This window comes from Brevundimonas sp. (genome assembly GCF_046295595.1).
Classification (GTDB): domain Bacteria; phylum Pseudomonadota; class Alphaproteobacteria; order Caulobacterales; family Caulobacteraceae; genus Brevundimonas.
In genome coordinates this window covers 168806-183434 of the sequence record NZ_JBKBMX010000004.1, presented here as the reverse complement: position 1 = coordinate 183434, position 14629 = coordinate 168806, and the positions used below count along the sequence as shown (strand labels likewise).

The following is a 14629-nucleotide window of genomic DNA, read 5'->3' as shown; positions in this document are numbered from 1 at the left end:
AGAGCGCCGCCGCGGAGATCGCGGCGGCGGCCCATGGACGGCGGTCGGGCACCTCGCGCGCGCTTAGCCGCGTTCGCCGGTGCGGCGCATTTCAGCCGAGGTCGCGCCCGGCATGGCGGCCGGATCCTGCGAGACCGTCGCCGCCGCGGGGGCGCCCTGATCGGTCGCGGACGGCGCGGCCGTATCGCCATCGTTGGCCGCCGCGGGGGGCGCGTCCTGCTCAGGCGTGTTCGTGACCGCGCCGCGGTAATCCACCGATACATTCATGGTGGCGCCGTCGCGCGTGGCCGTACCCTGCCACAGGCCATCTTCGGTCAGGGTCATGGGCGAGACGTCGGTATAGCCGGCGTTTTCGACGTGTCCGCGGGCCTGGCCTTCAGTGAAGGAGTTGGCGCCTTCGGTCTGGGCGGCGGTGGTGCCGGTGTTCAGGTCTTCATTGATCGCGGCGTTCCGCGGCTCCTCTGACTCCGAGCAGGCGGACAAGGCGGCGGCCGCCAACAGGGCGGGTACGGCGATGCTCATGCCAAAGCGCATGGTGGTTCTCCTGATAGTGTTCGAGATATGACCAAAACCGTGCGCGGCTAGGATGGTTCCGTGTGCAACAAAAAAACGCCGTCTGGTATAAGCATAATATTCGATAATCTGTAGAATATCACAACAGAAGCAAAAGGCATTTACTGCTATGTTTTCTGTAGAGCTGCCAGAGTAACTCCACTATCACGTCTATGTTATTTTATTTCGGACCGTTCCGTTGAACGAAATCCGGCTGGTCTGGTTGTGAAAGGGCAACCTGAACCGAGCCAGCGCCCGACGAACCGATCTGGTTTCTCGTTGGTGCGGCCATCCCGGAAGGACCATTCAATCATGCGGACCATCACACGACTTTTCGACCACCACTCCGACGCGCTGGATGCGGTGCGCAGCCTCGAGACGGATGGTCGGGTCAGCGATATCAGTCTTGTCTCGAACAACACCGAGCAATGGCACACCGCCGGCCAGACGACCGAGCACTCGCCCGACCACGATGACGATACCAAGGCCGGTGAAGGCGCGGCGACCGGCGCTGGCGTCGGCGCGGCGCTGGGCGGCGGCGCGGGCCTGCTGGCCGGGCTGGGCATGCTGGCCATCCCCGGGGTCGGCCCCGTGGTCGCCGCCGGCTGGCTGGCCGCCACGGCGGCGGGCGCCGTCGGCGGCGCGGTCGCCGGTGGCGCGACCGGCGGGCTGATCGGAGCCCTGACGAAGGATGGGGAGAGCGAGGAAGATGCGCACGTCTACGCTGAAGGCGTTCGCCGCGGTGGTTCGCTGGTCAGCGTGCGTGCGGAGGATGACCGTGTCGACGACGTTGTCGCCACACTCGAGCGTCACGGCGGCCAGCTCGCCGACGCTCGCGGCAAGGCCTATCGCGAGCAGGGCTGGAAGCAGTTCGACTCGTCTGCCGAACCCTATGGCCGCGACCAGGTGTTGGCCGAGCGCGCGCGTTATCAGACGCGCCCGGTCGCCGGTGAAGGCCGCAGCTTTGCTACGGTCGACGCCCGCGACACAACCATGGCCGATGAGCCCGGCCGTACAACCCGGCCGCTCGGCAGCGATTCGCCGTCGCGCTTCTAGGATCAAATCTGTTGACGACGAGGGCGCCGGCTAACCGGCGCCCTTTCGTTTGTCTGCGAACGTGAAGACCGGAGTGCTGGACGGCAGATGAGAGACGGAGAGTCCCTGTGAAGGTGCGACTGATCCTGGCGCTCGCCTTTGCTTGGGCGCTCGGCCTGGCGTCCGGGCCGGTTGCGGCCCAAGGCGCCAGCGCCGGCGTTCGCCTGGACGGGCGTGAGGTCATGCGTGTGTCGGGGGACAGCGCGAACCAGTCGGCCAATCGCGCCCGACGCGTGGAGGCGCGGCTGTCCGCCCTGACCAATAGCGCCCGGATCCCGCAGCCCGCGAGGGTTGTCGACATCGATAGCGACGAGCCGAGGATCGAGGTCGGGGGGCAGCCGGTGGTCACCGTCACGCTCATGGACGCCGCCGAGGAGGCGACTTCGCAAGCCGCTCTCGCGCGCCAGTGGGCCATGTCGGTCGATCTGGCCCTCGCCGAGGCGCGTGAGGCTCGCCGGTCGCCGGGCGGGCGCTACTGGGCCGAGGCGCGGGGCTCGGCTGAAGCCGCGCTCCAGCGGCTGGGCGCATCGACGGTCAGCATTGTACCGCGCGCCGCCGCCGCCCTGCTGGTCGTCCTGCTGTTCTGCATGATCGCCTCGGTGCTCAGGTTCGCCCTGCGTCGCGCCCTGCCGCTGGTTGTCAGGGATCCGACGCGTCAGAGCCTCGTGCGGCAGATGACCTATTTCGGCCTGGTCGCTCTGGGACTGGTGGTGGCGGCCGACGTTCTCGGCTTCAGCCCCGGCTCGGTCGTGGCCGGGCTGGGCCTCACGGGTCTGGTGCTCGGATTCGCGCTCAAGGACATCCTGTCAAACTTCGTCAGCGGCCTACTCATCCTGGCGCTGCGCCCGTTCCACATCGGCGACCAGATCGTCATCGGCGAGTCCGCCGAGGGCACGGTCGAGCGCATCGAGCTGCGGGCGACCCAGATCCGGACGTACGACGGCCGGGTTACCCTGGTGCCAAACGCCGAGGTCTTCACCTCGCGCATCACCAACAACACCGCCGATCCGGTGCGTCGCGGCAACGTCCGGTTCCGGCTTGGCTATGAGGTCGACATCCAGAGTCTGGTCGCCCTTCTGCCGGCCGGGGCCGCAGGCGTCGAAGGCGTGCTCGAGACGCCGCCACCACGGCTGAGAGTCCGGACGCTTGACGCCTCCGACATCGAGTTCGACCTGGCCTTCTGGACCGACTCGCGGCGGTCCGATTTCCAGGACACGGGGTCGCTGGTGCGACGCCGGGTCGTCGATCTTTGCCGCGAGGCGGGCGTCGGTTTGCCAAACCCGGACATTCGGCTGATTCAGCGATTGCCGGACAATCCGGCCGACAGAGCTTGAGACGGCGAGACGCCAGCGGGTCCGGCGTGCGCGCTACACCGATTTTTGAGACGAAGGAGAATGCCTTGGGACAGCTGGTCGATGGAGAATGGCGGTCCGACGAGGTCTTCGCGGACGCGGACGGTCGCTTCAAGCGCAAGGAGAGCCGGTTCCGCAACCGGGTCACGGCCAATGGCGAGCCGGGGCCGGACGGGGAGGGCGGTTTCAGGGCGGAACCGGGCCGCTACCACCTCTACGTCAGCCTTGCGTGTCCGTGGGCGCACCGCACCCTGATCATGCGCCGGTTCAAGGGCCTCGAGGACATGATCGACGTCTCGACGGTGCACTGGCTCATGCGGGAAGACGGCTGGACCTTCCAGCCCGGTCCCGGCGTGACCGGCGATCCGATCCACGGCTTCGACTATCTGCACCAGGTCTATACGGCGGCCGACCCCGGCTACACCGGCAAGGTCACCGTGCCGGTCCTGTGGGACCGGCAGCGCGGGACGATTGTCTCCAACGAATCCGCCGACATCATCCGCATGTTCAACAGCGCCTTCGACGGCGTCGGCGCCGCGGCGGGCGATTACTGTCCCGAGGCCTTGCGGGCCGAAATCGACGCGGTGAACGAGCGCGTCTATTCGACCCTGAACAATGGCGTCTATCGCGCCGGTTTCGCGACAAAACAGGAGGCCTACGAAGAGGCGGTGGGGCCGCTGTTCGACACCCTCGCCTGGCTGGAGCAGCGTCTTGAACGGTCCGAGTGGCTGACCGGCGACCGCCTGACCGAGGCCGATATCAGGCTGTTCACCACCCTGATCCGCTTCGATCTGGTCTATCACGGCCACTTCAAATGCAACCTGCGCCGCATCGTCGACTATCCCGCGTTGTCCCGATATCTGCGCGCCTTCCATGCCCTGCCGGGCGTGGCCGATACGGTCAATGTCGAGCACATCAAGCGGCACTATTACGAAAGCCATCGGCAGGTGAACCCGTCGGGCGTGGTACCTGCGGGCCCCGCGAACTGGATCTAGCGTCCGTCATCACTGTGGGCCCCGTCGACGCGCCGCCCGCACGACCGCGGGGCCGGCGCAGCTTGCGGGCGAGCGAACTATTCCATTATGCTGGAAGTATGGAAACCGAGTCGGCCCTTTTCGCGCTCGCCGCCCTGTCCCAGGCGACCCGGCTTGAGACCTTCCGTCTGCTGGTGCGTCACGAACCGGACGGTCTTCCGGCCGGTGAAATCGCCCATCATCTGGCGGTGCCGGCCAATACCATGTCGGCCCACCTCGGCGTGCTGGCGCGCGCGGGGCTGGTCGCCTCCGAGCGGCGCGGACGGTCGATCGTCTACCGGGCCGATCTCGACCGGTTGCGCGGCCTGCTGCTGTTCCTGCTCACTGACTGCTGCGGCGGCCGGGCCGACCTCTGCGAACCGCTTCTCAAGGACCTGGCGCCGGCCCGCGCCTGAGGATTGCCGATGGACGTCGTCATCTATCACAACCCCGCCTGCGGCACGTCCCGCAACACGCTGGAGCTGATCCGGCATGTGGGACTCGAGCCCCGGGTCATCGAGTATCTGAAGACGCCGCCGTCGCGGGCCGAGGTGGCCGATCTCGCCGCGCGCGCCGGCGTGCCGCTGCGCGACCTGTTGCGGGAAAAGGGCACGCCCTTCGCCGAGCTAGGGCTGGGCGACCCGGCCCGCTCCGAGGAGGAGTTGCTGGACGCCATCGAGGCCCATCCGATCCTGCTCAACCGGCCGATCGTGGTCTCCGCCATGGGCGTGAAGCTTTGTCGTCCATCGGAGGCCGTTCTCGATCTGCTGCCGGCCGAGGGGCTGAAGCCTTTCATCAAGGAAGACGGCGAGGTCGTGATCGACGCCGACGGACGGCGGGTGGCCCGGTGATCGACACGCCTGTCGTCGACACGCCGAAGGCCGCACCGCGCCGGTTATCCTTTCTGGACCGGTGGCTGACCCTGTGGATCTTCGCCGCCATGGCGGGCGGCGTGGCGCTGGGAACCGTCATTCCGGGCCTGCCGGTCTGGCTGGACAGCCTGTCGGTCGGCACGACCAACATCCCGATCGCCATCGGCCTGATCCTGATGATGTATCCGCCGCTGGCGAAGGTGAAATACGAGGCCTTGCCGCGGGTGTTCGCCGACAAGCGGGTGCTGGCCCTGTCGCTGTTCCAGAACTGGGTGCTGGGACCGGTGCTGATGTTCGCCCTGGCGGTGATCTTCCTGCGCGACTACCCCGAGTACATGACCGGGGTCATCCTGATCGGTCTGGCGCGCTGCATCGCCATGGTGCTGGTGTGGAACCAGCTGGCGCGCGGCGACAACCAGTATGTGGCGGGACTAGTCGCCTTCAACTCGATCTTCCAGATCGCCTTCTTCAGCCTCTATGCGTGGTTCTTCCTGACGGTCCTGCCGCCGGTGTTCGGCCTTGAGGGCAGTGTGGTGGATGTCGGCGTCTGGACCATCGCCGGGGCGGTGCTGGTCTATCTCGGCCTGCCGTTCGTCGGCGGCTTTCTGACCCGCCGGGTGCTGATCGCGCGCAAGGGCGCCGACTGGTACGAGGACCGCTTCCTGCCGCGTATCGGGCCGATCACCCTGATCGCCCTGTTGTTCACCATCGTCGCCATGTTCAGCCTCAAGGGCGGCGAGGTCGTCGCCCTGCCGCTGGACGCGATCCGGATCGCCATTCCGCTGACCATCTATTTCGGGGTGATGTTTGTGGTCAGCTTCCTGATGGGGCGGCTGATCGAGGCCGATTATCCGCGCACCACGGCGCTGGCCTTCACCGCCGCGTCCAATAATTTCGAACTGGCGATCGCCGTGGCCATCGCCGCCTTCGGCCTGGCGTCGCCGGTGGCCTTCGCCGCGGTGATCGGCCCGCTGGTGGAGGTGCCGGTGCTGATTCTGCTGGTGCCGGTCGCCCTTTGGCTGGGCCGGCGCTTCTTCCCCGAGACAGCCCCGGCGCGGGAGGCCGGCTGATGGATCGTCTGCGCGACCTGCCCGATCCCGACCACCTGCCGGCGCTCAACCCGGCCTTTCTGTGCAGCACGCCGGCGTCGGGTCTCGGACCGGAGGATCACCCGCCGCGCATCCTGCTGCTCTATGGCTCGTTGCGGTCGCGGTCCTATTCGCGCCTGTGCGTCGAGGAGGCCGCCCGGCTGCTGCGCTTCATGGGCTGCGAGACGCGCATCTTCGATCCCTCCGATCTCCCCCTTCCAGGATCGCCCGGCGACGACGACCATCCGGCCGTCCGGGAGTTGCGTGAGCACGCCCTGTGGTCGGAAGGCATGGTGTGGTGCAGCCCCGAACGGCACGGGACCGTCTCGGGCCTGCTGAAGCTGCAGATCGACCACCTGCCGCTCAGCATGGGCGGTGTGCGCCCGACCCAGGGGCGGACCCTGGCGGTGATGCAGGTGTCCGGCGGGTCGCAGAGTTTCAACGCCGTCAACACCCTGCGGCTGCTCGGCCGCTGGATGCGGATGATCACCATTCCCAACCAGTCCAGCGTCGCCAAGGCGTTCGAGGAGTTCGACGAGGCCGGCCGGATGAAACCGTCCAGCTATTATGACCGGATCGTCGATGTGATGGAGGAACTGGTGCGGTTCACCGTCCTGACCCGCCCGCACGCGGGCCGGCTGGTCGACCGCTATTCAGAGCGCAAGGCGTCAGGCAAGATGATCGACGCCGGCACGGACCTTTCGTCCATCGCCATCGCCGCGCAGCCGTAACGCCCCGGGTCGGAGATATCCGGCCGCCCTCGCACCGCGCGAAAAGAAACACACCACTGGTTGCACGTCGCATGTCGGGTTTCGCGCGCTCGACCGTCTGAATGACTGAGGCAGGGTCCCCGATGGCAACGCTCGCGGAAATTCTCAAAAAGGCCCGACGGGCCGTCATGCGGCAGGGGATCTCTGATCAGGACGCCGATGAGCTTGTGCACGAGGCGTATCTGAAGGTGGATCAATATCAACGGCTGCACGCGGTCCAGTCCCACGAAGCCCTGCTGGTCAGGGCCGCGGTGAATCTGTCGATCGACCGTCAGCGCCGCAGCCGGCACATGCCGCTGGCCGACGGCGCGGAGATCCACCAGATCGTCGACGCCGCGCCGGATCCGGCCCGGATCGTCGAGGCGCGGGCGCGGCTGCGCCAGGTGGCGGCGGGTCTGGAACGGCTGCCCGAACGGACTCGCCGGATTCTGCTGAAGCGCCGCCTCGAGAACATGAGCTACGCCGAGATCGCGGCTTCGGAAGACATGTCGGTCGCCGCCGTCGAGAAACTGGTCGCCCGCGCGACGTTGCAACTGATGAACTGGATGGCGCAATCGTGAGCCCGGCCACCCCCTCCCACAGCATCGACGCGGACGCCGCCGTCTGGCTGGCCCGGCTGCATGGCGCCCAGGAGGAGGCCGTGAGGCCAGCCCTGGACGCCTGGCTGGCGGCCGACCCGGCCCATGCCGAAGCGTTCGAGCGGGCCAATGAAACTTGGGCGATCCTGCCGCGCGCGGCGCGATACGGACAGGAGGAGCTGTATCCGCCCGCGCCCGTCGCTCGACGGCGGATGTGGTACCCGGCGGCCCTCGCGGCCTGCCTGGCCGTAGTGGTCGGTTTCGGCGCCCTCTGGTGGTCGCTGGCGGACGCCGGGGCCTATGCGACGGCCCCCGGCGAACAGAAGGTGGCGACGCTCGCCGATGGCAGCCGCATCGCGCTCAACACCGACACCCAGGTGGATGTTCTGTTCAACGCGGAGCAGCGGCAGATCGAACTGGATCGCGGCGAGGCGATGTTCGAGGTCGCGCATGACGCCGAACGGCCCTTTGTCGTGGTCGCCGGCGACACCCGCATCCAGGCGCTCGGCACCGTCTTCACGGTCCGGCGGACCCGTGACGACGTGGTCGTCACCCTGATCAAGGGGAAGGTCGCCGTCTCGCACGACCGCCCGCGAACCGGCGGCGCGGCCGAGGCGCCCCTCGTGCTGCGGCCGGGCGAGAAGCTGACCGAGCCGTTGCACGGTCCGCGCCGGATCGAACCCGAGTCCGTGGAAGTTGCGACCGCGTGGCGGCGCGGTCAGACCGTTTTTAGCGAAACCCCGCTGGGAGAAGCCGTCACCGAGCTGAACCGCTATGGCGGCCCGCCGATCATCGTCGACGACCCGCGAGTCGCGGCCCTGCCGGTCTCAGGCGTGTTCGCGACTAATGCGCCGGACTTCGCCGAAGCGGCCGCGACCCTGCACGGGCTGCGGATCGAGAAGGAGGGCGACACCCTGCACATCACGCGCTGACGGGTGGTGATTTTTTTGTGTCCCGATCGTGTCGGTTTTGCGGCCGCGCTGCGTCTACTCTTATGGGGTCCGATGGGATGGGGCTCCCATGGGGGGATTCATGTATTCACGCACACTGGCCATGTTGGCCGTCAGCGCCAGCACGCTCGTTCTGGCGACCCAGGCCCAGGCCCAGGCGCTCTATGCTTTTGATCTGCCGGCCCAGCTGCTTGAGACCTCGCTGCGCGCCATCGCGGCGCAGACCGATACCAATGTCGTGTTCTCCGGCGAGGAACTCCGGGGCAGGGCGGCGCCGCCGCTGCGCGGGAGCTTCTCGGCGCGGGCGGCCTATGAGACCGTTCTACGCGGCTCCGGGCTGAGGCTCAGCGTCACCGACGGCGGCTCGTTCGTGGTCAATGGCGCTGCGACCGGGCAGCAGGTCCGGCAGGGCCCGGGTTCGCTGGTCGGCCAGGTCTCTCTCGCCGACGGCAATCGCGGTCTCGACGGCGCCCTGGTGCGCATCGTCGAGACCGGCCAGACCACCAGTGTCGACGACTTCGGCAGCTTCCGGTTTCCGTCCCTGCCGGCCGGGACCTACACCGTCGAAGTCTCGTTTCTGGGTTACGACACCCTCGTCGAGACGGTGACCATCTCGCCCGGTTCGGCACAGGCCCAGGTTTTCACCTTGGGTGGGACCTCCGTCGGGACGGTCGACGACGTCCTTGTCTACGGCTCGCGCAGCGCCCGGGCCAATGCGCTCAACCTGCAGCGGACCGCCGAGAACAGCGCCGACGTGATCTCGGCCGACGACCTGGGCAATTTCACCGGCACGACCTTCTCGGAAGCGCTGCGCCGGGCGCCGGGCGTGTCCTTCCAGCGCAACTCGGTGACCGGCGACGGGACCAATGTGATCGTGCGGGGCCTCGAGCCCGACATGAACGCGGTCAAGCTGAACGGTCTGAACCTGCCGGTCGGCAACGGCGTCGGTCGGTCCGCGGATCTGTCGAACCTGTTGGCCGATTCCGTCAGCCGGATCACCATCAACAAGTCCCTGCTGCCCAGCCAGGACAGTTCCGGCACCGGCGGTCTGATCGAGATCGAGACGATGTCGCCGCTTGATCGGCCCGAGCGCTATATCAACATGCTGGTCGAGGGCGGTCAGGCGCCCGACGACTTCGGCAGCGACTATCTGGCGTCGGCCACCGTCGCCGGAACGTTTGGGGAGAATTTCGGTGTCAGCGCCTCGGTTCAGTATCGCAAGCACTCGACCCGCTCGATCGCCTATGACGCGGGGAGCAACGGGGGACGTCTGAACTTCGGCCGCTATCTGCCGCTCGACGCGAACGGCGACCCGATCATGACGCTGGACGCCGTGAATCCGCTGCTCAACTTCCCCTTCACCGACGGCGAGGACCAGGGATATCCGGGCGGCCTCGTCACCAGCTTCTTCCACAATGAGGCCGAGACGCTCGCCGCGACGCTCTCCGCCGAGTGGCAGATCGCCAGCCATACGAACCTGAAATTCGACTTCCAGCACGCCGAGGCGCGGTCCGACTTCTTCTCCCTGTCGGACACCTTCTCGACCGCCGCGGAGTATGTCGTGCCGCCGGGCGGCACCAACGCCCTGCTGACCCTCGACCTGACCCCCGGAAACGCCGCCATCTCGCGCTCGCAGAGCTATGCCTACGATCGGGACGTGCGGCAGATCACCGACACCTACAGCGTCAACGGCAAGACCACTCTCGGCCAGTTCGAGTTCAAATATCTGGCTGGTTACGCGCACGGCACGGAGCGGCATCCGGCCAGCTTCAGCACCCAGCTGCGGATGCCCGATACGGATGCGACGGCGGCGCTGTTCCTGCCCGGTGCGGTCGACCCGGACACCGGCGTCATCATCACCGGTTTCGGTCCCCGCAGCGGCAGCGGCATACCCCTGCCCCTGCTCAGCAGCGAGGGCTGGGCCCTGGTCAACGACACCTCCGCCTTCACCATCGACAACGCCAGCGGACAGATCGACGAATCCGAGGGCAGCAATGATCGCTATACGGCCAGCGGCAGCGCGCGTTGGACCTCGGGCGGCGGCTTCCTGAACTATGTCGAGGTCGGAGCTCTCTACGAGCGCGCCGAGTTCCGCAGCGACCTGGTGCGCAGCCAGCTCGGCGGCAATATCCCGGTGTCGGCTCTGGGCTTCGCGTTTGAGCCTTCGGACCTGACGCGCATCGGAATAGCGGCGCCCGGATTCTCGACGCTCAGCGAGGGCACCCTGCGCGACTTCGTCGAGAATCTGGACAGCTATGTCGCCGGCGGTTCGGGTCTGACGCTGACGCCGATCGTGCCGCATCCCGACCAGGGCAACGAGACCACCGAGGAAACCAATTTCGCCGCCTATCTTCAGACGCGGATCGACATCGGCAAGCTCGAGATCATCGGCGGCGTGCGCTACAACCGCACCAGGCTCGAAGCCAGCAATCTCAACTTCCCGGTCTATATCGGGCCGATCCTGCCCGAGAATGGCGGCGGCGTCGGCGTCGACCTGACGTTCCAGAACGAGTTCACCCGACTGGTCACCCAGGAGGCGGTGGCGGAAGATGTCCTGCCGCGCGTGCTGTTCAACTATCGCGTCAACGACGACCTGATCTTCCGCGGCGGCTATTTCCTGTCGGTGGCGCGACCGGCGATCGGTCAGCTCTCCAGCGAGACCCGCATCTCCTTCGTCAACTTCCCGATCCCGGGTCCGGAAGGCGTCAAGCCGATCCTGCAGATCAACAGCGGCAATCCCGATCTGAAGCCGGCGACCACCGACAATTTCGACCTGAGCGTCGAATACTATTCCGGCATTGGCATCATCAAGCTGAGCGGCTTCTACAAGCGGATCGACAATCTGCTGCAGACCAATATCACCAACGGCCCCGCGGTGCTGGCGGCGGTGACCCTGCCGGATCACCCCTATTTCAATGGCGCGCCCTATTTCGACCCGGCCAACCCCAGCTCGGTGTTCATCACCGGCGGCAGCCCGGTGAACAGCGACGAGGTGGCGGAGATCTGGGGCATCGAGGCCCAGATGGAGCGGCGCTTCGACTTCCTGCCGGGGATCTGGAGCGGGCTCGGGGTCTTCCTCAACCACACCTGGACCGAGAGCTCGCGCTCCGACCAGTATAACTGGGCCTACGACCCGGTGCCGGACAACGTCTACACCTTCAACGACCTGCCGTTCGTGCAGCAGCCGGCCCATTCGGGGACGGCAGCGCTGACCTACAACAAGTACGATATCGATGCGACGCTGGCCTACGGCTATCAGTCCCGGGCGCTGAGCCTGTTCCAGCCGCGCGGTCTGAGCGTCTACAGCGAAGGCGTCCAGACGCTGGACTTCCGGGCCGAATACTATCTGCGCCCGCAGTCGGGCAGCTACCGCATCTATGTCGAGGCCAACGACCTGCTCAACGGCACGGACGACCCCGACCTCGAGCAGACCTTCGGCGGGGAGGGCGGCACGCCGAAATACTATACCCGCGCGACCTACCTGGGCGGCCGCAGCTTCAAGATCGGCCTTTCGGCGACGTTCTGATCGCGCGCTCCACTCTGCCTGCGGCCGGCGCGTCGATGATGCGCCGGCCGCCTTTCCTACGTCAGGACACACGATGAAGAAGATGATGCTGGTGCTCGCGTCCGCCGCGATGGTCCTCACGCCCGCGGCGAGCCTGGCGCAGACCGCGCCGCAGGAAGCCGCCCTGATCCCCTACGAGCAGTTCACCCTGCCGAACGGGCTTCGCGTCGTGGTCCACGAGGATCACTCGACCCCCAAGGTGGCCGTGGCGGTCTGGTACCACGTCGGATCTATGAACGAGCCGGCCGGCAAGTCCGGTTTCGCCCATCTGTTCGAGCATCTGATGTTCAATGGCTCGGAGCACCGCGACGACGAATACATGCCGCCGCTGCAGGAGATCGGCGCCTCCGCCGTCAACGGCGCCACCTCGCTGGACCAGACGTATTACTACGCCGTGGTCCCGACCGGGGGGCTGGAGCGGGTACTGTGGCTGGAGTCGGATCGCATGGGCTATCTGCTCGGCGCGGTCACCCAGGCCAAGCTGGATGAGCAGCGCGGCGTCGTCCAGAACGAGAAGCGGACCTACGAGAACCGCCCCTATGCGATCATGCCGGAACTGCGAGCAGAGGCGCTGTTTCCGGCCAATCACCCCTATCGCCATTCCGTCATCGGCTCGATGGAAGACCTCGACGCCGCCTCGCTGGAGGATGTGAAGGACTGGTTCCGCCGCTACTACGGCGCGTCCAACGCGGTGGTGACGCTGGCCGGCGATGTGACCATCGAACAGGCGCGCGAGCTGATGACCCGCTATTTCGCCAGCGTCCCGCCGGGGCCGCCGGTCGGGCGGATGACGGAATGGACGCCGCTGCTGGACCGGGTGAAGACCGAGGTCGTGGCCGAGAATGTCCCGGAGACCGCCATCGCGTGGAGCTGGCCGGTGCCCGGCAGCGGCTCCGACGAAAGCCAGGCCCTGCGCATGGCGTCGTCGGTGCTGGGACGGGGCCGCCTGTCCCGCCTGCACCAGGCTCTGGTGTTTGACCGCCAGCTCGCCACCAGCGTCTCGGCCAACTACGAGAGCTCGGCCATCGCCGGCATCTTCACCATCGACATGCGGCTGAAGGCCGGGGTCGACCGGGCCGAGGCCGAGACGGCGCTGCAGGCGGTGCTGTCCGAATTCCTCGCCGAGGGCCCGACGGCGGAAGAGCTGGAGCGGATCAAGATCGGCGCCTATGGCGACAACGTCCGCTCGCTGGAGTCGCTGTATGTGCGCGCCATGATGCTGTCGGGCGGGATGATGTTCGACAACAATCCGGGCGAGTTCGAACGGGATCTGGCGCGGTTCGACGCCCTCGAGGCCGGTGAGGTGAAAGCCGCCTCCCAGGAATGGCTGAGCCGGCCGAACTACCGGCTGGCGGTGGTGCCGCAGGCGACTTTCGCGGCGGGCGAGGATCTGGCGGACCGCAGCGGATTGCCCGGGATGGGGCCGATGCCGGCCCTGACCCTGCCGCCGGTCCGCGAGGGACGGCTGTCGAACGGCATCCGGGTGATCCATTCGCAGCGCGAGGGCACGCCGACGGTCGAGATCGTCATGGGCTTTGACGCCGGCGGCGCCGCCGATCAGGCGCTGAAGCCCGGCCTGCAGGGTTTTGCGGTCGGGCTGATGGACGACGGCACGGGTGACATGACCGGTCAGGAGTTCACCCTGGCGCAGGAGATGCTGGGCGCGCGGATGTACGCCTACAGCGACTCCGACACGACGAATTTTGCGGTCTCGGCCCTGACCCGCTCGCTGGACGAGACGGTGGCCCTGTGGGCCGACTACGTCCGGGATCCGAGCTTCCGCCAGAGCGATCTGGAGCGCGAGCGGACCATGGCGCTGTCGGGGCTGCAGCAGGCGCTGGTCGATCCTGACAGCATCGCCGGCCGGGTCTTCAGCCATCTGGTCTATGGTCCGGATCACGCCTACGGCGCGCCGCTGGCGGGTCGGGCGGAGACGATCGCCTCCTTCACCCGCGACGATGTCGAGGCCTTCCACCAGAGCTTCATCCGCCCGGACAACGCGGTGATCTTCGCCGCGGGGGACGCGAGTTTCGACGAGCTGATGGCTGTGCTGGAGAAGGGCTTCGGCGACTGGCGCGCCCCGGCCCTGCCGCGGGGCGAGAAGACCATCGCCGCCGTCGCCGGCCAGACTGCGCCGCGCATCGTCCTGGTCGACAAGCCCGGCGCCATCCAGTCGGTGATCCGGGTCGGGCAGGTCGCCCCGACCGGGCTCGATCCGCGCAATTTCGATCTGGAGGTGATGAACGGCGTGCTGGGCGGAGGCTTCACCGCCCGACTGAACATGAACCTGCGCGAGCAGAGGGGCTGGACCTACGGCGCCAACAGCTACGTCAGCGAGGCCCTCGGGCCGCAGGTCTTCGCCGTCTCGACCAGCGTGCAGACCGACCGGACCGCCGAGGCCCTGGCCGAAATCGCCCGCGAGCTGAACGAAATCGGCGGGACGCGCGCGGCGACGCAGGCGGAGCTGGACCTGTACCGGCGCGGCGAGGTGCTGACCCTGCCGGACCGGTTCGAGACCAACAATGCGATGGTCGGCTATCTGCGCCACGTGACCCGCTTCCAGCGGCCGTATGAGTGGATCACGACTCTGCCGGACCGCTATGCGGCGGTGACTCCGGAGACGGTGACGCAGGCGGCCGGGATCCTGAATCCGGCGGCTATGACCTGGGTGATCGTCGGCGACCTGTCGAAGATCGAGGCCGGGGTCCGCGCGGCGGCGCTGGGCGAGGTCGAGGTGTGGGACGCCGAGGGCGCTCGGCTGCGCTGAGTCCACGGCGACGGGTCGAAAGGCTCG

12 protein-coding genes are annotated in these 14629 nt (G+C 67.4%); 11 read left to right on the top strand and 1 reads right to left on the bottom strand.

What is annotated here, in order from left to right:
* Positions 1-63 precede the first annotated feature (63 nt).
* Positions 64-534, bottom strand: a complete 471-nt coding sequence (locus tag ACK4JY_RS04555) for a hypothetical protein (protein ID WP_409603246.1) — start codon at positions 532-534, stop codon at positions 64-66.
* 330 nt (positions 535-864) lie between these two features.
* Between ACK4JY_RS04555 and ACK4JY_RS04550 the strand changes: the two genes are divergently transcribed.
* The 11 genes from ACK4JY_RS04550 (at position 865) to ACK4JY_RS04500 (ending at position 14602) form a co-directional block, all read left to right on the top strand.
* Positions 865-1608 (top strand): hypothetical protein, encoded by a 744-nt coding sequence (locus tag ACK4JY_RS04550; RefSeq protein ID WP_409603244.1) that lies wholly within the window; start codon positions 865-867, stop codon positions 1606-1608.
* 107 nt (positions 1609-1715) lie between these two features.
* A complete protein-coding gene (locus ACK4JY_RS04545; protein ID WP_409603242.1) occupies positions 1716-2981 on the top strand; it encodes a mechanosensitive ion channel family protein in 1266 nt (421 codons plus the stop codon).
* Positions 2982-3046: 65 nt separating this feature from the next.
* Positions 3047-3994 carry a glutathione S-transferase family protein gene (locus tag ACK4JY_RS04540; protein WP_409603240.1) on the top strand — a complete coding sequence of 316 codons (948 nt, stop codon included), beginning with the start codon at positions 3047-3049 and terminating at the stop codon, positions 3992-3994.
* Between the two features lie 98 nt (positions 3995-4092).
* A complete protein-coding gene (locus ACK4JY_RS04535; RefSeq protein ID WP_409603238.1) occupies positions 4093-4428 on the top strand; it encodes an ArsR/SmtB family transcription factor in 336 nt (111 codons plus the stop codon).
* A 9-nt stretch (positions 4429-4437) separates the two neighbouring features.
* Entirely contained in the window at positions 4438-4863 is a 426-nt protein-coding gene (gene arsC / locus ACK4JY_RS04530) for an arsenate reductase (glutaredoxin) (RefSeq protein WP_409603236.1), read from the top strand.
* Complete coding sequence (gene arsB / locus ACK4JY_RS04525; RefSeq protein ID WP_409603235.1) at positions 4860-5954, top strand: ACR3 family arsenite efflux transporter; 1095 nt, start codon at positions 4860-4862, stop codon at positions 5952-5954. The genes arsC and arsB overlap by 4 nt, the downstream gene beginning before the upstream one ends.
* On the top strand, positions 5954-6703 hold the full coding sequence (gene arsH, locus ACK4JY_RS04520; RefSeq protein ID WP_409603233.1) for an arsenical resistance protein ArsH: 750 nt from the start codon (positions 5954-5956) through the stop codon (positions 6701-6703). Before arsB ends, arsH begins: the two co-directional genes overlap by 1 nt.
* Positions 6704-6804: 101 nt before the next feature.
* On the top strand, positions 6805-7302 hold the full coding sequence (locus ACK4JY_RS04515; RefSeq protein ID WP_409603231.1) for an RNA polymerase sigma factor: 498 nt from the start codon (positions 6805-6807) through the stop codon (positions 7300-7302).
* The gene (locus ACK4JY_RS04510; RefSeq protein WP_409603229.1) at positions 7299-8252 is read left to right on the top strand and encodes a FecR family protein; all 954 of its coding nucleotides are present in this window, start codon (positions 7299-7301) and stop codon (positions 8250-8252) included. Before ACK4JY_RS04515 ends, ACK4JY_RS04510 begins: the two co-directional genes overlap by 4 nt.
* A gap of 100 nt (positions 8253-8352) precedes the next feature.
* Positions 8353-11796, top strand: coding sequence for a TonB-dependent receptor (locus ACK4JY_RS04505; RefSeq protein ID WP_409603227.1), 3444 nt, complete (start codon positions 8353-8355; stop codon positions 11794-11796).
* 73 nt (positions 11797-11869) lie between these two features.
* Positions 11870-14602: a M16 family metallopeptidase gene (locus ACK4JY_RS04500; RefSeq protein ID WP_409603225.1), complete on the top strand. Its 2733-nt coding sequence runs from the start codon at positions 11870-11872 to the stop codon at positions 14600-14602.
* Positions 14603-14629: the final 27 nt, after the last annotated feature.